The sequence below is a fragment of the Ginsengibacter hankyongi genome (assembly GCF_008710285.1).
GTDB classification, from domain to species: Bacteria; Bacteroidota; Bacteroidia; order Chitinophagales; family Chitinophagaceae; genus Ginsengibacter; species Ginsengibacter hankyongi.
Map to the genome: position 1 here is coordinate 1,302,254 of NZ_VYQF01000001.1, position 24,725 is coordinate 1,326,978.

Here is a 24,725-nt window from a genome sequence, read left to right on the forward strand (position 1 = left end):
AAACTAAAATCAGTCATTGATACTAATAAAACTTTATATTCTTAAAAAAGTGTTGCAAATATAAGGTATATCAGAATTAAATAGCGGCTAAAATGATGCCACAATTATAATAACGCGTAATAATAAAAATATTGGGTAAATATATAAATCAACGTAGAAAAATATTCTCAGGATATTTACCAGGGCCACGTTTTACGGGAATAGAATCATTGATAACGGCTTAAAATACAGGCAAACATACATGATCTATTACCAGGCGACTGCACAAAATCAATTTCATAAAATTACAAATCAATGACGTGATGTATAAATTAAAACGGCTTTCGCTGTCAATCTAACGCCGAAGCCTATCTGTAAAAAACAGATTGCTTTTAATGATTTAAACAATAATAATAATTTATCTAAGCCGTTATAAGAAGCATCATTAGCATAAATTGCGGAATAATTTTTGACGTATGAGGGAAAACCTGCGAAATTGCTTTTATAAAAATAAGTAAAGATTACAGGCTGATAAAAATTTCCCGGAATTAATTGTTTCATTACCAGGCAAACCCAATATCAAATACAAACATGAAGTTTATGGAGCAATATGTACTATCAAAAAACCCGTATAAAGGATGGAGATGAAATAACATTTACCCTATGAACAAAATCGTAATATTTCTCTACTTTTTTTCGGTTGCTTTGGTTGCAAAATCTCAGACTGCGGATTTTACCTACTCAACAAATAATGGCTTGTTTTGTAGTCCATCAACGATACAATTTACCCAAACTTCAACGGGAAGTCCGACCGGGTTTGTTTGGAATTTCGGTAATGTTGCAGCAAGCAATCAACCAAACCCGATAATAACTTTTAAAAATGCCGGTTCATACACGGTAAAACTAATCGCAATTTATGGTCAAACTACTTCCGTGGTAACCAAGACAATTGTTATTAACCCCGTGATAACAGCATCTATCGGTTATGACAGAAGTTATATTTGTGCCCCCGGGACTATAAATTTTACTGCATCAAGCAGTGGTAACATCAATGCTTTTAACTGGGATTTTGGCGATGGATCTGGAATAGTGACTAGCAATACTAATAGTATACCCCATAATTTTGCAGCCCTTGGCACTTACAACGTCAAACTTTTGGCAACCGATGTAACTGGCTGTTTTGATACAACTAAAACAACTATAAATGTTCAGGTTCCTCCTATTACCGGGTCAGTTTCGCCCACTTCTGGATGTGTTCCTGCGAACGTTAGCTTCAATGCGAATGTTACCGTACCCGTTGGTAGCTCAGTAAAGAATTATAAATGGGATTTTGGCGACGGAAGCCCCATTGTAACAACAATTAATAATACCACAAATCATACCTATACCTTGCCGGGAAATTTTTCTCCTGTCGTTACCATCGTTACTTATGAAGGATGTACCAATACTTATAATTTCGCCCGAATTGGTTTTGGAATACCGCCAACTAACCAGGTTGCCTATGCCGAAAAAACTACCATTTGCGGTTCTGAAACTGCACAATTTGTGGCAAAAGCCACAAATGCTAATACCTATTATTACAATTTTGGCGATAGCAGCTCCTTAAGCATTTCCGATACAATTGCCGGACATAAATTCAAAAGGTTAGGAACAAAATCCGTTTATATTTTACCCATGTACAATGGCTGCTATAGCAATCCCATTACAGTGCAAATTAATATAATAGGGGTCATAGCGAATTTTAATTATTCAAATACCTGCACCGATAAAAAAACCTTTTCATTCACGAATACAAGCCAGGGTAATCTATCAACTGTATCGTGGGATTTTGGTGATGGTTCACCCATCGTCCATACAATAAATGCTACCCATACGTTTCCGGCTTCAGGCACTTTTGTCACAAAGCTAAGTGTTACAGACAGCCTTACTGGGTGCGCCGATACATATTCTCAGAACATCTACACGTCAGATCCGGTTCTCTTAAATCCTGATACTTCTGTTTGTAAAAATGCTCTTACCACTTTTACTGTTGTAAATAATTACAATAATTCTACAGCTTTGTACACCTGGTTCGTTGACGGAGAACAGGGTGGTCCTTTTAAAGATTCTTCATTTCTCATGCGTACATCCAACTTTGGGAGTTTTAGCAATTACGTAATTATTAACAATGGGTTGCAATATTGCCAGGATACTATCCGGCTAAACCATCCTCTTTTAGTAAGAGGGCCCGATCTTAGTTTTACGGCTCCATCTTCCATTTGTCTTAACAGCTTGTATAATGTCACGAACACTTCTAAACCGTTTATACCTGCAGATTCTGTAAATCTTTGGTATTGGAATTTTGGAGTAACTAATGTAAATGACAGCGTTTATCAGCCTCAGCCCTTTGTTTACAGTAATCCGGGAACTTATGATGTGCAATTAACAGGTATTGATAAGAATGGCTGTGAAGACACCTTGGTAAAGAAGATTATCGTCAATCCATTGCCGTTTTTGTATGTTATTCCTCACGTAGATACACTTTGTGCGGGAACTATGGACACACTTCTCGCTTTTCATAGCGACAGCATACGATGGTCTCCTTCCAATTCCTTAACATGTGCAACATGTGACACGACGCTTACATCGGCAACTACCGACACAAAATATTATGTGAAGGCTACCAGTCAATTTGGGTGCACTGTAAGCGATAGCATTATGGTGAAAGCTTATCCTCCTTTTACCGCCGTTCCAGCCGCGACTGATGCGTATATATGCCTGAATGATACCATCCACCTAAACGTAGATCCCCCCGGTAAAAAGATCCAGTGGTCCCCGGCGGATGGCCTTTCAGGCACCAACACCTACGGTCCGGTAGCCAGACCTTCGCAAACTACCACTTATACAGCCCGGCTAACTGATTCAGTGGGATGCTTCACCAGCAGTACCAATATCACCGTGCATGTGAAGAGCCGGCCGGCGGTAGATGCAGGCCCGGATCAATTTCTTCCTTATAATTCATCATTTTCAATCAACCCCACCTATAGCAGCAATGTGGCTTCCTACAACTGGACTCCCGGGAATTTATTAAGCTGCACCACCTGCCCGGATCCAAACGGTGTCGTTTCCAGCTCCAATACATTTTTCATTAAAGTAACCTCGGATAGCGGCTGCGTGGCCAGCGATTCGATACATATATATATACAATGTCAGGATTCTTACCTGCTGATGCCTAACGCATTTACCCCAAACGGTGACAACCTGAACGATTACTTTTACCCGTTAACACGCGGCATAAAAACCATTCTCCGGTTTTCAATTTATGACCGTTATGGCCACCTCGTGTATGAGGCACGAAATTTCCCCCCTAATAGTAAAACTTATGGCTGGAATGGCAGGGTAAGCGGCGCAGATCAAACCACTTCCGTTTTTGTTTATTACCTGGAAGCGCTTTGCGATGTTGGCGATAAATTGTATAAGAAGGGGAGTGTTGTTTTAATAAGATAGATGAAACGCCATTTCACTAAAAGAATGTTCCATTGCCAAAACAAAGCAATCGTAACCCCAGGTTGAAGAAATTTGTTCGCCGGAGCGTACCAGGGACAAGAACCTGTAAGGTTAAAATGTGCAAACCGATGCAGCAATCCCATGCGATAGGTCATCCTTATCAAATGTTCCAGCCATAACTGGTTCCTGTAATAAATTCTGCACATCTGCTTTAAAAATATAATATTTCTTTTAAAATTTTATTCTATGGCTGTCGGCGGTTCCGGCAAGAGCAGCCGCGCTACGTTCCATAAATAAAAAGCTGCCCGCAGGCAGCTTCAACAGGGATGGCTCTAAAGGCAGGTAATTAACGTATAGGCCTAACTGTTATAAAAGGGCGGCCCGGGCCGCTCTTTCGTCTGGTAATGGTTTTAGCTAACCGTTACCTCACCGGTAAAAATACTGGTGGCAACACTCTTTCCGTCTTCAGCAATGAAACCGATGTAGGTCTCAACTGCAAGGCCCGAAAAAGGCAACAGGTTCAGTTCACCCGCCAGGTCGCTTCTTAGGCCGCCCACCGTTGTGTAAATAGCCTGCTTTTGCAACGGGCAATAAGCAACCAAAATGGCCTGGTCAGTAGCCTTTGCTGTACCTACGCCGGAGTTATCTGTCCAGCTAAAAGTAACCAGGCTGCCTGCTCCCGCCGTTACTGCCGGCCCCAACACGTTAGGCAGGTCTCCCCTGCTTACCAGTGCCAGCGAATAATCGATCGTAAACGAAGGATACATACCGGTTATGGCATTTTTAATGTTGTAGCCAAAGGCATTATTAATGCCCGTCATTTTAATTGCAAAATCGCGAAAACTGATGTTAAGCAAACCCGCCATAGGCTGAAGAAAGCGCATAATGAGCCCGAATTTCAATTGCTGCTCCAACTGCTTTTGGCTGGCGTTAAAATTGCGGCGGCTGGCCTGGCTGCGCATATAATTTATGCCTTTCCAGGTGCCTCCAATTACTGTTCCTACTTTGCCGGAGAAACCTCCGAGGATACCTTTGTTGATGGTTCCCATAAAATGTAGATTTAGAAATTAAAAAAATAAAATACCATGCTTCATACGTTGCTTGCAAATTGTGTATACGCTTGTGTGAAGCGAATAGATAACGGGCAACTGTTAGCGAATATTTGCAGGTGGTAAATTTTACCGTACTATTCCAGGTACCGTTGCAGAATTCACCTTTGTGTGATTCTTTTCCACTCTTTACAATTTTATACCACTCTATTCCACAACACCATAAGAAAAGATTAAACCAAAGAACACTAATCACTCAAAGAATGCATGTCCCTTGGTGCCCTCTGTGCCTTAGTGGTAAAAAAAAGAAGTGGACCTCAAAGACGCTCAGTACATAAAGAATTAATTCCTCTCCGCGTTCCTTTGCACCTTTGTGGCAATAAAACCTTAATGGGAAATGAAAGAAACAAACACAACGCTCCATCAAAAAAATCACGCATATGCTTTGACGTTACAATTAAAATGCATAGTTTACCGCTTTGATTGAAAACCACCTCATTTAACAAAACCATTTTATCATTTCAATCAAAAACAAATGAAAAACAACCAACAACGGGTTGCAGGCAATTCCATTTCTTCTTTGTACAAATCCGAAGAGACACCCAAAGAATTTGCGTACCACATGCCACCCGGAACAAAATTCAGTGATATCTTAATGGATGTACAGGAGGTATGCCAGGAATTGCACATGAGCAAGCGCAAGGTGTACAACCTGCGCAGGGCAAGTATCCTATCCTACACCAGTTTAAGCAACGACGGCAAAGCCTATTTTTTCAGGCAGGAGATAGCTGGCATGCTGGAAGCGAATACCGTCATCGGGAAAAATAGTTTGATGAAGAAGTTCGGTATCAGCGGCTGGCTCACCAGCATCACTTCTTTTTTATCTTTTTTTGATTTATAGCAGATTGTAAGATTACTTTTTCCAAGGGTAATCGTTCGTTATTACGAGCCATGTTTTATTCTATTGCGTATTGAATAGGTAACGGCGGAGATACTGGTTTCGTAGGATGCCATTCGCCATACCTGGATAAAGATCGGTCTCATCAGGCTTTTCCTGCAGACAATGAAAATTGTCTACTTTTAAAACGTACTCAAAAGGGGTGAAGGTGAAGATCGGCCGACGATCTATTTGTATATTTTCTTGAAGCGCTCTGCGATTCGAGCGAAAAACCTTACAAAAAAGAAGCGTTAGTTTTAATAGATAGGCAGGAATGCGATCAACTTCTACTTCATAACTTAAATAAGATGACAGATGTGAAAGGGTGCAGCGTTATGGAGCTATTATAGACGGAATCAAAAAAATCTTTGTAAGGACTTGAAAGCTTAATTGTAGTATCTGTCAGGTTACGATTATGTAAGAACAGAGGGACACTCGTGCCTGGGGACGTATTAACTTCGAATGTTGAATGAGCATCCTGCCCGCTGATATTCGCCCAATCTTTTAGATTATAATAAACTTCGTGGTGATTAAAATTGCTTCCGGCGTAGTAATTACTATCCACTGTGTTAATCAAATCTCCATACGAATTTTTTATATTTGAGTATTGTGCACCCGTTATCAAAATAACATTGTGCTTAATATTAAAATCGCCGCCTGGCGTGTCTATATGTGTAATTTCAATTCCATTTCCGGTACTATTAAAAATTAAATTATTAGTAACGGTTATACTATGTGAATGATTGATATTAATACCCGCATATAAGCAATTTGAAATGGAGTTCGAATCTATTATAATCCTTCGCGAATGATCGTCTAAATATATGCCCGGGGCGGCAGACGATCCATGAGCACCGTCTAAAGTTCCTAAGGGAGCGCCTATACCATTTAACACGATATTTGACCTGATAATACTACCATCGTTATAATCTGGAGAATAACCCCCGACGACAGTATATATTCCTCCCCCATCATCGGTATTTAAGCAAAAAGTATTCACATAATTATGATAAACAAAGCTGCTCTTTCCATGAAACATAATGCCTATATAACCAGAGTTATCAACCTCATTTCCTATTATATTTGAAGTATCTCCATAAACATTAATGCCAAGAGCCTTATCAAAATAGTATAAGGCCATCCCCTTTATAGTTCCCGAATGGGTTATATAATTATTTGAAATGTTAGTATGCGGACAAGGTAATATCGCCGATGAAGATATTCCTAAAGTAATTCCACTTGCAAGGCTATTTTGAATGCTATCATTTTCGATGGTGGTATAGTTAGATAATAGCCCATAAATTGCAAATGAGCCATTGTTGTTTACAGAGCAATTTTTAATCGTTATGGAATTTGAAGCATTAATGTCAATAGCAGAAAAATTTGAACCTTGAAAACTTAACCCATCAACAGTTATAAATTTCCTATGGTTTAAATACACCAGTGTGTCAATTGTTGACGCCTGAACATTTGGTGCTGCAGGAGCATAAACACTTAAAGTAGTTCCTGAATAAACCCATTCATCTAATGTATCTAATACCTGCAAAGTGTTTCGTATAAAATATCCATTGCCTCCATATTGCGGTACATAAGTAAGTGCAGGGGAAAGATTCAATGTACCTCCTGACTGGGAAGTAATTTTGGTAACGTCAATTATATAATGCGCATCTCTGACAACTGCTTCTGCCCCGGCATAATTTGGTGTTCCACTAAGATCCCCGGCTATTTGATTTCTGCCTGAGTATGAAGTAAAAATTAGATAGCCTGAATTGGGATAGCGTGCCTTATGCCCTACGACGTTATTGATTAAAACCATATTAAGATAGCTGTCATTAACAGTACCGGCCCAAATATTATGGCCTGCACTTTTCATTGCGATATGTTGAAATCCGGTTATAACTGGTTTATTGCCGACTCCATAGGCACCGAAATAAAGGCTGTCAGCTGACACCTTTAGCTCACCGTAGAAACTATCACCACGATTAAAAAATATGCTATCACGTTTTGTAATTGTAAATGAATTTAATTTATTTAATGTACCCCATGCAGTACGGGGAGACATGCCATTATTAGCATCGTTACCGGATGTAGACACATAATATTTTGTCGCGTTTGCCTGCAAAGAGCTAAATGATAGTATTATGAATGCCAGTTTTATTGGGGCGAAAGTGTATTTTATCACCTGCTATAAGTTAAACGATTTGATGTTTTAGTTTAGCGTCGAAGAATTAGACCTTGCAAGACGGGATGTGTTTAATTTGATCCGTTCTCAAATATGTATTCATTTCCAGCTCTAAAACTAAAGTTATAGTTTAATTAGAATTATTTTAATTCGCTAAAGGATGATAATCACCTTTTAAGCCAATTGGATTAGCATGCCTGATATCGTGTACGATTTCGATAGCCTTTTTGGTTTCTCCTATACGAAAACCTTCTCCGGAAAGAATCCCTTCGTATGATTTTGTATGTAAGTCTGTAAATCCGTCGCTAAATTCAAGTTCCCGGCCTTGTATCTGGATAGACCTAAAAGTCCTTTTTCCAAGGTTTCGTATTTCTTCCGGAATTGTTTCTTCGTTTATGCTTAAGAACCACCTTACACGAGCTTTTTCCAGTTCCAGATATCCCGAAGCCCTATCGTGCGTATGAATATGTACAATATTTTGTTTTACGTCCCCAAATACCCAGGTTAACATGTCATAAAAATGCACGCCTATATTAGTCGCAATACCTCCGGATTTACTAATATCTCCTTTCCACGAAGTATAATACCAGTGTCCCCTTGAAGTAAGGTAGGTTAAATCAACATCGTGAACCTTATCTCCGGGGCCATTCATTACCATTTCTCTGAGTGCTATTATAGCAGGGTGAAGGCGGAGCTGTAGGATCGAAAAAATATGCTTATTGGTTTCCCGTTCAATTTCCTGCAGGGCATCAATATTCCATGGGTTTAATACTACTGGTTTTTCACAGATCACATCAGCGTTGTTTCTTAGTCCAAACCGTATATGGCTATCATGCAAATAATTGGGAGAACAAACTGAGACATAGTGAATCGGTTTTTCTTTTCTTTTTAATTTGTCTATATGCCTGTCGAATCTTTCAAACTCAACAAAAAAATCAGCATTCGGAAAGTAACTGTCTATTATTCCTACACTGTCAAAAGGATCCATAGCAGCTACGAGATTATTTCCGGTATTTTTTATGGCTTTTAAATGTCGGGGAGCAATATAGCCTGCTGCCCCTATTAATGCAAAATCTTTCATTCTAAAATAAATTTATTTGATTCTAACTAATGAATACTGTTGAATATCGATACCTACCTAAGTAACTCAAGTCTTACTTTGGATTTGCTTTAATTCTTTTTTATTATGTGCCATAGGGTTAAAAAAATGAGACGGAAGTATTCTTTCATGCCATAGCTTTGAATATATTTCATATTCAAGCGAATTTTGTCAGGCAAGATTTCTTCGACATAAACTTTTTCAGGGTTTACCGCCGAACCCAAAATAAAATTTTCATTAACATACTCTATTGATGCATAGTCGGTGATGCCTGGTCTAACACTTAGTACTTTTCTTTGTTCGGGTGTGTATAGATTAACAAAATACCTTAGCTCAGGGCGGGGTCCAACCAAACTCATATCCCCCTTTAAAACATTGAAAAGCTGCGGTAACTCATCTAATTTAAATCGCCGGATAAAGGCCCCGGTTTTCGTCATTCTTGGATCTCTTTCGCCTACGGTTATTAAACCGTTTTTATCTGATCCGATCCGCATGGAACGGAATTTTAATAATTTAAAATCAACCCCATTTCTCCCAACCCTTTTTTGAATGTAAAATCCACCACCCCTGCTTTCCATCGCTACCAATAAATAAATCATCACCAAAAGTGGAGATAAAATAAGGATGCCTAACAAAGAAAACAAAATATCAAAAAATCGGATCATCCTCTTTCAATGACATTTTCGCAAGCCTCAATTACTATTTTAATAACAAACGCCACTTCCCCATCTGTTAATTGAGGGTAAACCGGCAAAGATATTTCACCGGCAAAATTCTTATAAGATTGCGGATAGTCTGCCATTTGATAGCCCTGTTCCCTAAAAAAGCTGAGCATAGGCATAGGTATAAAATGTACGTTAACAGCCACCTCGTGTTTTGCGATTTCTTCAATTATCGCATCCCGCTCTTCTTCTGAAACATTCCTTATGCGCAATGCATAAATATGATAGGAACTTTCCTTTCCGTTACATTTAGAGGGGGGCAGAATTGCCCAATTATATTTGCTAAAAGCGCTATTGTATTTTTCGAATACCCGTTTACGCTCTTTTAATAATTCCGGGTATTGCCGCATTTGCGCCAATCCAATAGCAGCATTCACATCAGCCATATTTATTTTCATTCCCAGGCCCACAATATCGTAACGCCACCCACCAGCTTTACTCTTTGAAAAAGCATCTTTAGTTTGGCAATTCAAAGTCATTTGACGCAATTCCTTATATAATTCGTTATTGTCAAAGGATCGAGGTAAATTCAAACAAATGGCCCCACCTTCAGCGGTAGTAACATTTTTTACAGCGTGAAGAGAAAAAATGGCTACATCCGTTTCACAACCCGTTAGAATGTCCTTTTTATACCAGGCGCCCAACGAATGAGCAGCATCATTTATTACAAGTATTCGCCCTAATTTTTGCTGAACCGTAGAACTTGGCTGAAACATCTTCAATACATCTTCATCCTTTACCAACGACATTATATCATCATAATCACAAGGGAAGCCGGCAATATCAACCGGAATAATCGCTTTCGTTTTTGGTGTAATTGCTTTGCGAATAGCCTCCACCGAAATATTAAAATCTTCGCCACAATCCACCATTACTGGTGTTGCCCCAGCATGCAATACCGCTAAAGCAGTAGCGCTGTAGGTATACGCTGGTACAATCACTTCATCACCAGTTGTCACCCCTAGCCATTTCAGCATCATAATAGCGCCTGAAGTCCATGAATTCACACACAACACTTCTTTCGCTCCGCAAAACTTTTTAATTTCATCTTCCAAAGCCTTTACTTTAGGTCCCGTTGTAATCCAGCCGGATTTTAATGAATCAACAACTTCGTTGATAACAGCATCGTCTATATATGGTGGAGCAAAGCTTATTTTCATAATTCTCAGGCTATTTTTTTTATCATTCGATACATTCTTCGATTAGGATATGCGATAAAATCATAATAGACCTCATATCCTAAGCCTTTATAAAATTGTATCGCTTTTTCATTATTATTGAAATCGGTAGTGAGAGATAAAGAAGAACAACCCCTTAATAGCATTTGTCTTTCAAACTCTATTAATAAATTTTTTCCGATACCTTGTCCCTGTTTATTAACCGATACGCCTATCGAAAGTAATTCCGCATAGTCGCCATCATCCTGAAAGTCCTTGTGAGTTTTGGTAAAGTTCTTAAACAACCGGGATAAAGATGATATTTGAGTAAATAACAATCGGAAGCCAATAAACGAAAATTGAAGAAAGTTGTTGATTATTAGTTGTTTATTGAATCCCTTAGATAAACTAGTAGCGGCAAAAAAGCCGCACAACTCCTTTTCATTATAAAGACCCACTAATATTGCTTTTTTATCCTTACGCACCGAGTCATAATAAACGGTAAGAAAATGGTCGCCGAGTTCAGTAAGAAAAAAACCTTTGAATGAATCTTTATGAACCTCAACGACCTGGGGCACGTCCTCTCTTTCAATCCTTTTTATTTCCATCAACTAAATTTTCAATAAGCGAAATTACCTTTCGCAAATTATTTTTTTTTGAGAAATTCAATAAGGCAAAGTCTCTGCCATTATTGCCTAACTTTTCAAGACTAGTCTTATCCATTTTATAAGCCTTTTTCATTGTGAGGACTAGTAACTCTATATTTTCTGGCCCAACCACATATCCGCATTTAGCTGAATTTATCGCAACAGCGGTATCACTATCTTCATCGACGCAGGCAATGATTGGCTTGGCTGAAAACATATATGCTGGCAATTTTGAAGGGATTGAAGTAGACGCATTACCTTTTTTTACCGGGAGCAACAATACATCTGCCATGCCTTGCACTTCAGGTACTTTACCATTGGGAACAGGCCAAAATTCTATAATGCTATCTGAAAAAAAATTTGCATCCTTTTCCAGTCTTTCTTTCATTGAACCCGATCCTGCAATTACGAGCCTGGCATTTTTTAGGTTAGTTTTTGCAAAAGCTTTCAATAATAAATCTACTCCGGCAACCGGGCCAATGTTCCCTAAGTACATAAATGTGAACAGGGTATCTGAAGTTTTAACCGGCTGTTTAGATTGATTCAGGAAGAGATCTTCATTCTGCCAGTTAGGAATAACTGCAACGCCATCAGCATTCAGTTTTCTCGATTGTACAAGGTAATCTTTCATTTTTTTTGAAATAACGATTATTCTTGTTGCTTTGCTCAGGATATACTTGTCAAGTGGCATTAATACTCCCTTTAGAAACAACCCGGCATACGGTATTTTTTTTGTTAAAGATTCGGGATAAATATCCTGCACGTGCACGATTATTGGAATACTATACTTTTTTGCGGCCTTAACAACGAAGTACTGCCCCAGCAAGGGCCATGTATTGACATAGATGCTATCTATATGGTTATGGTTCTCAGAAATATATTTATAACAATGCTGTCCAAAACTATAGCTTTCCCTGAGGCGGCCAAAAATCCCGGAAGAAGGGTGTACGAATGAATCTACCTGGACATGATTAAAATTGAAAACTAATCTTTCATTTGTAAATCGAAATCCAAAAGGGCGACTCGGCCTGGGAGAAATAACAGTTACTGAGTTTCTTTCAGCCAATGAATCCGCAATATCAAAAGATAAATTAGCGGAAACGACAGGTTCGGGCGGAAACACGGCTGTAACTACTAATATATTTTTCAAACGGGATGTCAGATTTTGATGTGATCCCGGCAAATAAATTTTCTTAAATTTCGCGAGGCGCTTTTTAATTTGTTTTTTGTCGAAGAATTTTTTGCTTCGGCTCTATCTTTATGATTGAATTTAATAGAAAGGACTTCATTATATTTTATAAGACTTCTCAAATAAGGAATATAGATGTTGTTCCTTAAAATGCCAGTAAGAGGAACCAAATACTTACTAACGTTGGTAATATAACTGTTTGTATCAACTTGTTTAAAACTCGCGAAGTGATAAAATATAAGATTTTGATTATTGACTAAAATTTGGTGAGTAGCAGGAGCCAATTTTAAACGAAACCTCCCCACATTCCACGGGGCCAGATTTGCACCGGCATGCGTTATAATATGAACACCGGAATACTTTTCCGGCCAATAATCTAAGTATTTCTGATCTGCGAATTTCCCATCCTCTAACCGGTCGTAACACCATTCAAGACAATTTTTTCTCCAATCCTCCAGGCATTTTCTCCCAAATTGATCATTCCTGAATGAAACCCATCCTACATTAAATCGTCCATATTTTAAATATCTCTTACCGAAGAACGAAAACCCATGTTCAATTATACCAACAGATGCGTCTTTTAATTCCTCATAGATCGGCACCGGGGAAGAAAAAAAGTATAGATCAGCATCAAGGTATGTGAGAAGCTCAGTCGCTGGATAACTATCAAAAATAAAACTGCAGATGGCAGATGAACATGTAAAGTAATATTCAACCCGGGATCTGTTTTTTTTAGCATTTAATAGCTCAGCATAGTGGCTTTCCAATTGCCGGTATGAAATCGGAATAATCGAATGACTCTTTATCCTTTGCAAATACTGATGACTTTCATCATCCATACATAGACAATACAAGGTAAAATTTGATATATTCCTTTTAAGAGAATCGTATAATGATAATACGTGGGGCAAATAATTTTTATCAAAGAGGGTGCAGTAATTATATTTCATTTTTAGCTAAAAGAATTTAAGACCTCTATCACCCGGAGTATGTCTCCTTCGGTATGGAAATAGGAGATCGGTAAGCTAAGTGTAGTAGCATGAATTTCTTCAGATATTGGATAATCCCCATCGATTATTCCTTTCATAGCTTTTTGCTTATGAGGAGCAATTGGATAATGAATTTCTGTTTTTATTCCGAATTCGAGAAGGTATTTTTTTAAATGATCCCTTTTAGGATGCCGGATATTAAATATGTGGTACACATCATAATAGTCATCATGTATAACTGGTTTAATAAATTCAGCTTTAAGATTCTCTAAGTATAGTTTAGCCAGTTTGCGTTTATGATCATTAATTTTATTTAAGGATGCTAATTTAACTGATAAAAACCCAGCCTGCATTTCATCGAGGCGTGAATTATAACCCACATAATCGTTTACGTATTTGAGATTAGAACCATAATTTCTCAGGGCTTTGATTTTTTCCGCCATTAAAACATTATTTGTTGTCACTGCTCCTGCATCCCCAAGTGCGCCTAAATTTTTAGTTGGATAGAAACTATGTGCTCCAAAATCACCAAAAGTACCGGCAATCTGTTGTTTAAATTTAGCGCCATGAGCTTGGGCGCAATCTTCTATTAAACGCAATTTATATTTCGCAGATATGCTAAGAATCTGATCCATATCACAGCACTTTCCATATAAATGTACCAACATAATTGCACGCGTTTTGGATGTAATTTTTTCCTCTATCTTAGCAGGATCTATATTATAGGTATTGATGTCGGGTTCAACGAGAACTGGCTTTAAGCCATTTTGCACAATAGATAAAATGGTAGCTATATAAGTATTGGATGGTACAATGACTTCTGTGCCGGCAGGAAATTCAAAACAACGAAGACTTAGACTGAGTGCGTCGAGGCCAGACGCTAAACCGACGCAATGATTTGATCCGATATAGTTTGCAAATTCGTGCTCAAATGTTGCGACATTTTTCCCTAAAATATACCAACCTGATTCAAGTATTTCATCAAATATTTTTCTATAAGATTCAAAAAAGGGATGATTTAATCTTCCCAGGTTTTCATATTCTATCATTATGGAACTTTATTTTGCCTGCAAGAAAAATATTGCTTTATCTGTTTTAAATTTCCTGGCTAAAATATAATACGGATCCCAAAGTTTCCTAAAAGATCCCAAAGTCCTTGCATAGCCACAAAACACACGTGGTTTTCCTTTAATCATACTAATCACGAAAGTTTTTATTTCTGCAAGTATTATTCGAAAACTTAATAATTCTGCCGGAATAAAACATATACTGTTTATTCCTGACTTGTGACATTTTTCAAATAATTCATTTAGTTGAAAATCATCAAATTCTGTATCGATCCGAGGAAAAAGAACCACCCAGCTTTTATCCACCGGAAGCGGATCCTTAAATGCGTCTAAAATAAATGCGTCATCGAAAATCTGGAATTGCTTCAATCGCATTACAGAAGGATTGTAGTCAGTTACAACTACTTTACACTTTGAAAATTTCTTCAATTGATATTCCTGGATAGCAATCCCCGAACCAATGGAAAATACCTTTTTCAGTCCAATTCTTTCTATCTCTTGGAGAATTATTTTTGTTGATAAAGATGGTTCAGTTGCTTCAACCCTTAATAAATAATCTTTCTTTTGATAAGGCAAATAGTAAGGTCCTTCTGTTTGATCGTTTCTTAAGATTTCCCAATCAAGAGCTTTCATTTGATTCTTAAAAACCCCAAAATGTTTTATGCGCATTAACTACGGCTTTATTTAAAAAATAATTTATCGGGATATCTTTTTATATGGTTCATATATGTAATCGTTAGCATCAAAATATTCAGAGGCAAACACCATAAGGATACAATCTTTGGAGAAATTGTCCATCCAATGGTAATCTTCTCGATTAATGATAAGGCATTTCGAAGGTGAATTAAGAGAAAATATCTCGATGGGTAAATCTTCGCCGGATTGACTATGTATTTGGCATTCCCCCTGAATTGCAATTGCAGATTGAATGGTTTTTTTGTGTCTATGATGTCCTCGTACGGAATTGTCCACACCATAAATATAAAAGACTCTTTTAATATCAAAAGGGATAACTTTTTCAATAACAGTTAGATTGCCTCTTGCATCTGTAAATGTTTTTAAATTAATCAAATTAGCCATATTATCTTATTGTAATTTCTGATATTTTATCATAAGATAAAAAATCTCTTGTTGTTTTAATTGCATTTAATTTCATTGATGCTAAAAGATTGGGATCATCCATTAATAATTTTAAATAACTGTATATTTTTTCTGGCGTAACCGAGTTTTTCTCAATAATGAATATGTGATTGTTCCTGTTTAAATATGTTACATCCTGAGCCAATGATTGCCCAATTATCAAAGGTAACCCAACCCCGATTGCTTGCTGCCATAAAACAGACTGGCTTGCCGGAAATACGGCTACATTACACGCTGACATATAATCATAAACTCTCTCGCCATCAACCCAGCCTATATAGTGAATTCTCGGATGAGAATTTATTAACTCTAGTATTTCTTTTTTGTAGGTCTCGTCTTTGGTATCCCCAACGATGATCAAATGAGCGACAGTTGATTGAATTAGAAAAAAAGATTGTATAACTAATTCTATTTTTTTTTCTTTAACAAATTTGCCGCCCGAAAAGATCACAAAATCATTGTGATTAATTCCTAACTCCTCCCTTATAGAAATGTTTGTTTGTCTGGTCTTTATTAAATTAATATAATCTGTATCTGCCCCAAGCGGAAGAATGGACATATGACTAAAAGGAATACCGTAAATTTTATTTAAAAATTCTCCCCCGTTTGGGGTGATATAGAAAATTTTATCCAGATTTTTAAAATACATTTTCATTACTACGCGATAAAATATCCCGTGAAGTACATTTAATGACAGCCAGTTATTGGCAGAATTACTAAAATCCCCGTGGAAATCGAAGATTAATTTACAACCAGCGTTTCTTTTCTTATAAGAAATAGGATCTATGAGATTTAAAGGTATTCCGTGAACGTATATTAAGTCAGGTAATTCGTTATCGATATATTTTTTTAAATTTTCTAATTTACGCAGCTTATTATAAAAATTTATTGAGTAGGGCAATCGGATTAATTTATACCCGTTGATATGGCAACTATGAATTTTACTCTTTTTATTATAATTATTCTCGTAATAATCGAATACCGAGATAAATGTGGATGCAATGATTGTAACATCATGTCCTTGTTTTAGATAATATTTAGCCAAAAGGTTTTCCTGATATTGTTGATTTTCGTGAAAAAAATCGCAAATCATTAAAATTTTCATTCAGCTTTTAATTATATTGAATTGACAATATTTATAATGGATGATAAACACTCTTTAGGAGGAGGCATCTTTTAGGATTTATGTCTAAATTTCATCAAGTTTTTCATATACATAATAAACGCCAGAATTTTTTCATTTGAGGGATAGGATTTATCAGTAACTTTTTCCATCGTGAGATATTTTTCTAATTCTTGTTTATCAATTTCAAGCTTATTGCATACATATTCAATGTCAAGTTTTAGTTGGTGAGGGTCGTACAATGGCTTTTCAAGTTCTTTTATCGCGTCATCCCTGGTGATCATTCCTGACATAATCATACTGGTAAGGTGGCCTTTGCGTTTATCTATACCATAACGTTCAGGCAACCAATAATTTTGAAAAAACCGGGTAAAAACTGATTCCCCGTGTTTAATTCCGTAGGCCTTCCATTGCACCTCTTGGACAAGAAATCTAACAGCCTCATCTTTATCATACGCGATCAGGTTCAAAGGTTTTACAACGGTTTGTTTTAACGTAAAGTAAAGTCGCTGAAAAAGGGAAATAGTATCATAGGATTTCAATTGAATGGAACCAAACTTATCATGGATGTAATGAAGTTGCTTTGAATCCATTGCATCCGAGCCCCAACCAGAAATAGAAATTGATTCAGTCGCCAAGTTTGTTCCCGTCATTATATATTTAATTTTCTCCTTTGCCGTGATTTTAAAGAGTTGTGAAAAGAAAATATGATCTTGGGGAGTGTCCTGGTTAACAATCCCCGATTTAAAATAGGATAATTGCAGATCCCGCATTTCTTCCCAATCAACAACATAAGTAAACAGATCTATTTTGTATTTGTTAACTAACTTTTCGATATTAGATTCTGCAATTTCAGAATTCCAACCGGCATTAACATGTACGGCCAACACTCGTAGCCCCCATTTTTGCGTTGCAAGATAGGTAAGGTATGAACTATCAATTCCGCCACTCAAGCCAATAACACAATCATAACTTTTGCCCCTTCCGTCCTTCTTAATCTTTTCCAGTAAATCATTAAGTATCTTCGTTCCTTCGTCATTTGGGCTCCACCGTGCCTTCAATAAGATTTCTATATCTTTACAATAATTACATACTCCAAATTCATCAAATCTAATTTGAGGATCTCCTGAATCCATCACACATCGTGTACAAACTTTCATATAGAGGTTAGCTAATTTTTTAAAAGGTTACTAATTACAGCCTGAGAGGGGTAACTAAGGAGTACAGCCTTATGTTTACCATTAAACACGAAAAAACTCCCAACAGCCGCGGCGGAGGCACCCCCTTCGGTTAAGACTTCCCTTATATGTCCGAGGTTTCCGCAACCACCGCAAGCTATTACTGGAACTGTTGACACAGAAGTTACCATTTTAATCAAATCAATATTGTACCCTTTCATTACTCCGTCATTATTGACATCATTAATCAGGATTTCACCAGCGCCGTTACTTTCCAACCACTTTACACTTTCAGGAATTGATAAATCAGTAACAATAGACTTTGTTGAATTATCCACTATGCGGTAACTGCCCAGAAAATTTCGAAAGATATTTAAAGAAACAATAAGGCTTTGGCTTCCGTATAACTTATTTATTTCGTGGAGAAGCTTAGGATTCTTAAAGACTGCAGTATTTAAACAAATTTTCTCAATACCGATACTAAATAATCGCTTGGCTTCATCCAGGGAAGTTATTCCCCCACCATAGGTTAATGGAGAGAAAGAGATACTTGATATTTTTTGAATCAATTCAAAATTAGGTTTCCTGCCTTCCGCAGAGGCTGTGATATCGAGAATCATTAACTCATCAATCATTTTTACATTAAATATCTTGACAATATTCAATGGATCTCCGAGGTAGACCGGGTGCTTAAAGTTCATTGTTTTGACAAAGCCCTTTCCTTTTAACAGCAAACAGGGAATAATTCTTTTTTTTAGCATGTTAAATTTCCGAAAACGATTTAAACAAATTAACTCCAAACATATGACTTCGTTCAGGATGAAACTGAACACCTAATTTGTTCCCGTTTTTTATTGCAACCGTAAAATCATATCCGTAACTAGCGGTAGCAATAGAATATTTTTCTGCCCCTGTTATATGGTAAGAATGTGCAAAATAGTATTTAAGCTCTTGGTCAATCATTTTGAAAAGGCTAGTTCCGCTATTGACGGGGGTAATATCATTCCAACCCATATGTGGAATCTTTTGCCGGCCATGAAGAGTGCCATCAAATTTGAATTTGATGCATTTTGCTTCAAACCAGCCTAAGCCTGGTAATTCACCTTCCGCGCTCCCTTGTGTCATCATTTGCATTCCCAAACAAATACCAAGAATTGGAGTTGCCTCGTTGTTTACTTTTTCGTCTATAAGTTCCTTAAGTCCGGATTTATTAAATAAGGTAATAGCCTGATCAAACGAACCAACTCCCGGTAATATTAATTTCGAAGCATCCCTAATTTCTGAATAATCCTTCGTTACAATAGCAGGAATTCCAATATAATTCATCATATTCAAGATAGAGCCTACGTTTCCAACACCATAATCAATAATTGCGATCATGTCATTAATATATTAGATTGATTTGCATTAATAAACTGAATACTCTATGATTTTCCTACCCTCTTAGGAGATTAGACTTTAAAGTCATATCCTGACAGATCTTTTCGAGCTTATGCGAAATTTTTTGATAATGAAATTCTTTTATTTGTTCAAGATTTGGGTTGAACACTATATTCCCTTCCAAGATCTTATTATTGTACTGATTCACTAAATAACCTTTTAATAATAATAGATCAATATCTTTTCTAACGTACTCACACGCTATACCAAGATTTAAATCTTTAACCATCTTTGTTAATTCAGAATCTTTCAGATCGCCATTGATGATAGCAATTATTGGCTTAAATGCCTGAAGGTATTCAAAAAATTTACCGGATAAAATGCCTTGTTCTTTCCTTGTATTCCAGCTTAAAACAACTAAAAAGTCACAAGAATTCTGAAGTTCGATAGCTTGAAACCGAAGAAGATATCCATGATCGTGCACCATATCTTGGATTCCGTGTGAATATGCCTGCTCGTAAAGATCAGAACTGCTGGTCCCGGCATAATGAATTTCCACTTTATTTCTTTCTATTTTCTTTTCATGGACTAACTCTTTTATTGCCTCAAATAATAAAGACATATCTCTTTTCCCGGAATATAATGAACCTGTATATGCAATCTTTAAAATATTTGAATTGTTTTTCGCTCTAATAGTTTCAATTTCATTTTCATATCCATTATGGACAACGGAAACATTCTTACTCCTGAATTTTTGTTGTCCAACAGTTCTTTCAAGCACCTCACGAAGACCATTGGAAATCACCGTAATACTGTCCGCTTTTTTAATCATCTCTTTTTCAAAATACAGATAGATGAGGTTAATAACTTTGGAATATTCTTCATTGTGCATAATGTCGCGTAGATCTGCCACCCAAAAATTTGCTCTTTTGCTCTTCTTTACGAATCGCCCAATCAGATGGGAGCCCAAAGGACCAAAAGAGGAAAGCACAATGTCATAGGTGATATCACCCATTTTTTTATTGATCACACCTTTTGCCTGGAGGAACCAGTCAATTTCAAGATAAAGGTTGTACATTTCCAATCTAAAGGATTTAAATTTTTGATACAACCTATTTATAATTGTTTGCTTTTTTTGAGATTGTATCCGTGAAAGCGCCAACTGAGATTCTCGATTACTAATTCTATTTTCCACGCCGGAAATCAACTTTAGAGCAAAACCTGAATGATCAACTCTTTCAATATGTATCGAATCGTTCAGTTGTTGAGACCCTAAGAATAATGATTTGGGAACTCCGGTTAATACGGTTACACTGTGCCCCATGGCGTTTAAATATTTCGCGAAATTCGTTGGCCTTATTGCTCCTATTTCGTTTTCAGGAAAAAATAATTTACTGCAAATTAAAATATTCATGAATTGTCTATGAATGAATAAGCTGATTATTCGACCGTCTACTGTTTTTTTCCATTGTTAATATTATTATGGATAAAAGAATACCATTCCAGAAATACTTTTTGTTATAAGCGTCCAAAAAAAATATCACCACGAATGTGCCTACCAATAACGCAGGTAAGAGACTCGTTTTACTTTTAAATGATTTAATAAATAAGATTATTAAAGAGGTGGCAAATAAAATGAATCCTACTATTCCTGATTCAACACCCACAATAATAAATTGATTATGTACACCCACTTTGGTAATTCCCTGGAAGCTTCCTATACCAATTCCAAATAAAGGCGCAGTTAAAAATTGCTGGAAGGCGATATTCCAGATTAACAAACGATCGCTGCCCTTATCCTCCCGAATTCTTTGGAATGATAAACGCTTTAATGTTTCCTGGTCCAGGTGTGGGATAAAAAAAAATAAAATTGTACATACTATAGCTATCGATGTTATTATATACAGTTTGTTTGACCGAATTTTATTTTTTTGAGCAAATCTATTATGAAAAAAAAGTAAGAATAAGGATCCACATATCAGTCCAAATAAACCCCCACGTGAACTTAACATTAGCATAGCTAAAATGCATGAGCCCAGGAATAAATAATTTATAACTATATATTTTCTGTTTAATAGAGTAATGTATTGCTTATTTAAAATTCTCCATAGAGAGATTAAGGTTGGTATGACCAGCATTGCGGATAAATTATTGGGATCCTGTTCTAATCCGTTCACAACTAGTGTTGATCTGGAAAATCCATGGTAAAGCTGTCCTTTAATAATTAAGAATATTGAAAAAATTGTTGCTGATAATTGAAAAGCAAAAAGAAGAACATTTAGATCTCTTTTATTCCATGATAAAGTTGAGGCAACTAATATCAGAACTATCATATTTGCCATCGATAAAAGATAGTAACTTCCAGTTGCTACATCATCCGACCACAGGAGTGAAATCATGGCTAAGATAAGATATATCGCGAAAAAAATAATTTCCTTGCTTTCTTTTGCATTGGGCATTTTGTTTCTGCCTAAAAAAAGCCACCCAAATGTAATGGCATACCCATAAAATTTCAGTAATGAATTCCCGGAAATCAGTAAACCATACTCAATAAGGGTCAAACATATATATACTATGAATGCCCTTTTAAATAAGCTATCCGGCATTTGATAGTATTCTGTTTCCGTTAAGAATATAGTTTAAAAAAGTATCATAATTCTTAATAGCATTGAAATTTTCCGTCCAGTATTTATAGGTGGAAGAACGTAATTCAAGGTAATTCTGAAAATCATGTACTTTTTGGAAATGAAATTCCTGGATAACATCTGCAATTAAACGGGCAGAGGCTGCATTTGGTACTAATTTCCCGGATATTTCATTAATTACAATTTCGCTATTGCCGCCTACATTTCGAGCTATGCACGGAATCCCATAAGACATAGCTTCCATTATTGATACAGGGATACCTTCATAATCACTTGCATTGATAAATATATCAACATCATTGTTTTCGTAATATTTTAAGATATCTGAATTTGCTAATTGGCCTTTAAAAGAATAAGTAATATTATTTTTTGCGAGTTTTTTCTTTGCATAATCTAATATCATGTTGAAATCGCTTCCGTCACCAAAATGGACCCAATTTAATTTTACGGCTTCTGATACTTCAGCTAACGAATCTATTATCAAATCTAAACGTTTCAATTGATGTATTCCGGAACATGAGGCAATATGTAATGTATTATTATGATTAAATGCATTGGGTACAAATTGTCCCAAATTATTCACTCCTAAACGAATTACTCTTTGCTCGGCCCTCACTTCATTAGCAATCCTCTTCACTATTGACTCATATTCTATTTTAGTGTAGCGCGAAATAAAAATAATTTTGTCCAAATAGGTGTCGATAGTTCTGCGAAATGGGATATAATCATTAAAATCGCGGATTTCAAAACCATGTGCTCTTGAAATAGCCGTAATTTGGGGGTTTCTCTTTTTTACATTGGCCACGAAATAGGCATAGACGTTTAACCAATAGGAATACAAAATCATTTCTTCTCCCTGCCATATTTTCCCCAGGTAGCCCTGTAATCTTCTTTCTATCATCCATGTAGTTATCCAATTATAAATCAACGATTTTAGACCAGGATTTACACGCATTTTTTTCCTGTCACGAAGTTCTTGATAGGCCTCTTTGGAGAATAATTTCTTCATGGAATGGAGAATAGCAGGCAAAAGAAAGTCACTTCTTTTTGATATTATTATTTCAAATTTGTGCGTTATGTTATTGCTCTTTTGCGTTGTAATAACAACGACCCTATCAAAATGATGGGCAATTTCATTTAATTCATTGATAAGAAAGGATTCGGTTTCAATCTCCTGAGTGGCTATTATTAACATCATAAAGTCAGAATTGAACTTGCTGTTTACGGAAATACTTTTTATACTGGCTTTTTCGGCAGATCCTTTATGTTGGAGACTCAGGGAAAACCTTGATGAAAGGCCACAATTATCAAATAACTTTTTTCCTTATATAAGTAATCAAAAATGATTTATATAAATTTCTATTAAGAATTAAATACCCAAGTAGGTATAAAGTACCAAAAAGAATTAAATTCGACCATAAAAAATTTCTATACTCCCCTAAAAAGGTTTTCAATAATGTAAGGATCCAAAATAGAAATAAAGAAGATAAGAAAAATTTCAAAAAAGCAAGAAGATATTCTTTATACTCTAATGTTTTTAAAATCTTATTTATAACTAATTTCCAATAAACCGTATAAAAAAACAGGGAATAAAGAGATTGAGAAATTGCTATTCCAATTAGTCCAAATTGATATCCAATGAGAATAAATAAAGGGTTTGCGATTACCCTTATTAATGTCCATCTGAAACCCACATCCGTCTTACCCATTACCACAATTATTGCGCTTGCAATGCTCATGATAGAAGTGATGCCACCCCAAATACAAAAAATCTGTAAAATAATGTCTGCATTAACATAAGATTCACCATATAGTATGGTTATAATTTCCTTTGACAATAAAGCCGTCACACCATAAATAGCAAGATTCACAAAAGATGATATTTTTATCATTTGCAAATACTTTTCTTTTAGTAAATATAAATTATCATTTAAAGTTGCTAAAACAGGAATAGCGACACTTGAAATAATTGGGTTTATAAGTCCGTAAATTTTTAATACAAGTTGCTTTATGAGATTGTAAACACCCAAATCTGCCGCAGCCATAACCTTACCAATAATTAATATATCTAATTGTGAGGCAAAATAATCCAGGATTTGTGAGCCCGTTTGATATAATCCGATTTTATAAAAGGCTTTCCCTTCCTTTAAAGAAATGTAAAATAGAAGTGGATGACTGCGTAATCCTGTAATAATTAAAAGCAAAGAAGATATAAAAGAGGCAAAAAGCGCTGACAATACAATGCTCCAAACGCCGCCCCCTTCTATAGCGACCCATACCGCAATTATTATTGACAATACAGATCCCACTATATCAATAATGGCTAACGATTTAAACTTTAAAGATTTTTCCTTGAAAATACGGAATTGTCTTCCTGCAGTCGTAACTAATAAATCTATACCCATCACTGGAATTAACATTTTTAATTCTGGCATTTGGTAAAACTTTGCAATAAAGGGCGAAAATAAACAGAGCAGGCAATAAAGGGCTAGCCCTAACAACAGAGCCACCCAATATAAAGTACTATATTCTTTTTCTGAGATTGATTTTCGGGAATACAAGGACACAGAAACACCAAGATCGGCAAAAATGTGAGTAAAACCCAGTACAAGAGTAACAATTGCCACTAAACCAAAATCAGATTTCTCTAAAAAACGAGTTAGGATGGATAATCGTAGGATTTGGATTAAAGACTGCACCGCAAAAGAAAGTGTTGTCCAGAAACTTGCCGAAATCGCTTGTTTTTTTAGACTCAT

General features: G+C 36.3%; 21 protein-coding genes. 2 read left to right on the forward strand and 19 right to left on the reverse strand.

The window, feature by feature from the left end; genetic code table 11:
- Positions 1-642 precede the first annotated feature (642 nt).
- A complete protein-coding gene (locus tag FW778_RS05360) occupies positions 643-3,465 on the forward strand; it encodes a PKD domain-containing protein (protein WP_150413572.1) in 2,823 nt (940 codons plus the stop codon).
- A 410-nt stretch (positions 3,466-3,875) separates the two neighbouring features.
- Here FW778_RS05360 and FW778_RS05365 read toward each other — a convergent pair whose 3' ends face one another.
- Entirely contained in the window at positions 3,876-4,514 is a 639-nt protein-coding gene (locus FW778_RS05365) for a DUF6266 family protein (RefSeq protein WP_150413573.1), read from the reverse strand.
- 535 nt (positions 4,515-5,049) lie between these two features.
- Here FW778_RS05365 and FW778_RS05370 point away from each other — a divergent pair.
- Positions 5,050-5,415 carry a helix-turn-helix domain-containing protein gene (locus tag FW778_RS05370; protein ID WP_150413574.1) on the forward strand — a complete coding sequence of 122 codons (366 nt, stop codon included), beginning with the start codon at positions 5,050-5,052 and terminating at the stop codon, positions 5,413-5,415.
- 328 nt (positions 5,416-5,743) lie between these two features.
- On the opposite strand, the gene FW778_RS05375 is transcribed toward FW778_RS05370, so the two are convergent.
- From FW778_RS05375 to FW778_RS05460, 18 genes are all read right to left on the reverse strand, one after another.
- A complete protein-coding gene (locus tag FW778_RS05375; RefSeq protein ID WP_150413575.1) occupies positions 5,744-7,633 on the reverse strand; it encodes a right-handed parallel beta-helix repeat-containing protein in 1,890 nt (629 codons plus the stop codon).
- A gap of 145 nt (positions 7,634-7,778) precedes the next feature.
- Positions 7,779-8,714 carry a Gfo/Idh/MocA family oxidoreductase gene (locus FW778_RS05380; RefSeq protein ID WP_150413576.1) on the reverse strand — a complete coding sequence of 312 codons (936 nt, stop codon included), beginning with the start codon at positions 8,712-8,714 and terminating at the stop codon, positions 7,779-7,781.
- 89 nt (positions 8,715-8,803) lie between these two features.
- Entirely contained in the window at positions 8,804-9,397 is a 594-nt protein-coding gene (locus tag FW778_RS05385) for a sugar transferase (protein WP_150413577.1), read from the reverse strand.
- Positions 9,394-10,614: a DegT/DnrJ/EryC1/StrS family aminotransferase gene (locus tag FW778_RS05390; RefSeq protein ID WP_150413578.1), complete on the reverse strand. Its 1,221-nt coding sequence runs from the start codon at positions 10,612-10,614 to the stop codon at positions 9,394-9,396. The genes FW778_RS05385 and FW778_RS05390 overlap by 4 nt, the downstream gene beginning before the upstream one ends.
- A gap of 5 nt (positions 10,615-10,619) precedes the next feature.
- Positions 10,620-11,219: a GNAT family N-acetyltransferase gene (locus FW778_RS05395; protein ID WP_202552080.1), complete on the reverse strand. Its 600-nt coding sequence runs from the start codon at positions 11,217-11,219 to the stop codon at positions 10,620-10,622.
- Positions 11,200-12,408, reverse strand: a complete 1,209-nt coding sequence (locus FW778_RS05400; protein WP_150413580.1) for a glycosyltransferase family 4 protein — start codon at positions 12,406-12,408, stop codon at positions 11,200-11,202. The genes FW778_RS05395 and FW778_RS05400 overlap by 20 nt, the downstream gene beginning before the upstream one ends.
- Positions 12,409-12,416: 8 nt before the next feature.
- Positions 12,417-13,286: a hypothetical protein gene (locus FW778_RS05405; protein WP_202552081.1), complete on the reverse strand. Its 870-nt coding sequence runs from the start codon at positions 13,284-13,286 to the stop codon at positions 12,417-12,419.
- A 113-nt stretch (positions 13,287-13,399) separates the two neighbouring features.
- A complete protein-coding gene (locus tag FW778_RS05410; protein WP_150413582.1) occupies positions 13,400-14,485 on the reverse strand; it encodes a DegT/DnrJ/EryC1/StrS family aminotransferase in 1,086 nt (361 codons plus the stop codon).
- A gap of 9 nt (positions 14,486-14,494) precedes the next feature.
- Positions 14,495-15,172, reverse strand: a complete 678-nt coding sequence (locus FW778_RS05415; protein ID WP_150413583.1) for a hypothetical protein — start codon at positions 15,170-15,172, stop codon at positions 14,495-14,497.
- 27 nt (positions 15,173-15,199) lie between these two features.
- Positions 15,200-15,583: a sugar 3,4-ketoisomerase gene (locus FW778_RS05420; RefSeq protein WP_150413584.1), complete on the reverse strand. Its 384-nt coding sequence runs from the start codon at positions 15,581-15,583 to the stop codon at positions 15,200-15,202.
- 1 nt (position 15,584) lies between these two features.
- A complete protein-coding gene (locus FW778_RS05425; protein WP_150413585.1) occupies positions 15,585-16,748 on the reverse strand; it encodes a glycosyltransferase family 4 protein in 1,164 nt (387 codons plus the stop codon).
- 71 nt (positions 16,749-16,819) lie between these two features.
- Positions 16,820-17,926, reverse strand: a complete 1,107-nt coding sequence (locus FW778_RS05430; protein ID WP_150413586.1) for an N-acetyl sugar amidotransferase — start codon at positions 17,924-17,926, stop codon at positions 16,820-16,822.
- An 11-nt stretch (positions 17,927-17,937) separates the two neighbouring features.
- Entirely contained in the window at positions 17,938-18,705 is a 768-nt protein-coding gene (locus tag FW778_RS05435; RefSeq protein ID WP_150413587.1) for an AglZ/HisF2 family acetamidino modification protein, read from the reverse strand.
- Between the two features lies 1 nt (position 18,706).
- Positions 18,707-19,324, reverse strand: coding sequence for an imidazole glycerol phosphate synthase subunit HisH (gene hisH / locus FW778_RS05440; RefSeq protein ID WP_150413588.1), 618 nt, complete (start codon positions 19,322-19,324; stop codon positions 18,707-18,709).
- Positions 19,325-19,379: 55 nt separating this feature from the next.
- The gene (locus FW778_RS05445; RefSeq protein WP_150413589.1) at positions 19,380-20,738 is read right to left on the reverse strand and encodes a glycosyltransferase family protein; all 1,359 of its coding nucleotides are present in this window, start codon (positions 20,736-20,738) and stop codon (positions 19,380-19,382) included.
- A 7-nt stretch (positions 20,739-20,745) separates the two neighbouring features.
- On the reverse strand, positions 20,746-21,783 hold the full coding sequence (locus FW778_RS05450) for an O-antigen ligase family protein (RefSeq protein WP_202552082.1): 1,038 nt from the start codon (positions 21,781-21,783) through the stop codon (positions 20,746-20,748).
- 136 nt (positions 21,784-21,919) lie between these two features.
- Positions 21,920-23,167 carry a glycosyltransferase gene (locus FW778_RS05455; RefSeq protein WP_150413591.1) on the reverse strand — a complete coding sequence of 416 codons (1,248 nt, stop codon included), beginning with the start codon at positions 23,165-23,167 and terminating at the stop codon, positions 21,920-21,922.
- Positions 23,168-23,276: 109 nt separating this feature from the next.
- Positions 23,277-24,725 (reverse strand): MOP flippase family protein, encoded by a 1,449-nt coding sequence (locus FW778_RS05460; RefSeq protein WP_150413592.1) that lies wholly within the window; start codon positions 24,723-24,725, stop codon positions 23,277-23,279.

What these genes read in the sequence shown, in the direction of transcription:
- FW778_RS05360 (WP_150413572.1), top strand. Translation starts at nt 643, where the DNA reads ATGAACAAAATCGTAATATTTCTCTACTTTTTTTCGGTTGCTTTGGTT.
- FW778_RS05365 (WP_150413573.1), bottom strand. Translation starts at nt 4,514, where the DNA reads ATGGGAACCATCAACAAAGGTATCCTCGGAGGTTTCTCCGGCAAAGTA.
- FW778_RS05370 (WP_150413574.1), top strand. Translation starts at nt 5,050, where the DNA reads ATGAAAAACAACCAACAACGGGTTGCAGGCAATTCCATTTCTTCTTTG.
- FW778_RS05380 (WP_150413576.1), bottom strand. Translation starts at nt 8,714, where the DNA reads ATGAAAGATTTTGCATTAATAGGGGCAGCAGGCTATATTGCTCCCCGA.
- FW778_RS05385 (WP_150413577.1), bottom strand. Translation starts at nt 9,397, where the DNA reads ATGATCCGATTTTTTGATATTTTGTTTTCTTTGTTAGGCATCCTTATT.
- FW778_RS05390 (WP_150413578.1), bottom strand. Translation starts at nt 10,614, where the DNA reads ATGAAAATAAGCTTTGCTCCACCATATATAGACGATGCTGTTATCAAC.
- FW778_RS05395 (WP_202552080.1), bottom strand. Translation starts at nt 11,219, where the DNA reads ATGGAAATAAAAAGGATTGAAAGAGAGGACGTGCCCCAGGTCGTTGAG.
- FW778_RS05405 (WP_202552081.1), bottom strand. Translation starts at nt 13,286, where the DNA reads ATGGATGATGAAAGTCATCAGTATTTGCAAAGGATAAAGAGTCATTCG.
- FW778_RS05410 (WP_150413582.1), bottom strand. Translation starts at nt 14,485, where the DNA reads ATGATAGAATATGAAAACCTGGGAAGATTAAATCATCCCTTTTTTGAA.
- FW778_RS05415 (WP_150413583.1), bottom strand. Translation starts at nt 15,172, where the DNA reads ATGCGCATAAAACATTTTGGGGTTTTTAAGAATCAAATGAAAGCTCTT.
- FW778_RS05420 (WP_150413584.1), bottom strand. Translation starts at nt 15,583, where the DNA reads ATGGCTAATTTGATTAATTTAAAAACATTTACAGATGCAAGAGGCAAT.
- FW778_RS05425 (WP_150413585.1), bottom strand. Translation starts at nt 16,748, where the DNA reads ATGAAAATTTTAATGATTTGCGATTTTTTTCACGAAAATCAACAATAT.
- FW778_RS05430 (WP_150413586.1), bottom strand. Translation starts at nt 17,926, where the DNA reads ATGAAAGTTTGTACACGATGTGTGATGGATTCAGGAGATCCTCAAATT.
- FW778_RS05435 (WP_150413587.1), bottom strand. Translation starts at nt 18,705, where the DNA reads ATGCTAAAAAAAAGAATTATTCCCTGTTTGCTGTTAAAAGGAAAGGGC.
- hisH (WP_150413588.1), bottom strand. Translation starts at nt 19,324, where the DNA reads ATGATCGCAATTATTGATTATGGTGTTGGAAACGTAGGCTCTATCTTG.
- FW778_RS05445 (WP_150413589.1), bottom strand. Translation starts at nt 20,738, where the DNA reads ATGAATATTTTAATTTGCAGTAAATTATTTTTTCCTGAAAACGAAATA.
- FW778_RS05450 (WP_202552082.1), bottom strand. Translation starts at nt 21,783, where the DNA reads ATGCCCAATGCAAAAGAAAGCAAGGAAATTATTTTTTTCGCGATATAT.
- FW778_RS05455 (WP_150413591.1), bottom strand. Translation starts at nt 23,167, where the DNA reads ATGATGTTAATAATAGCCACTCAGGAGATTGAAACCGAATCCTTTCTT.
- FW778_RS05460 (WP_150413592.1), bottom strand. Translation starts at nt 24,725, where the DNA reads ATGAGTCTAAAAAAACAAGCGATTTCGGCAAGTTTCTGGACAACACTT.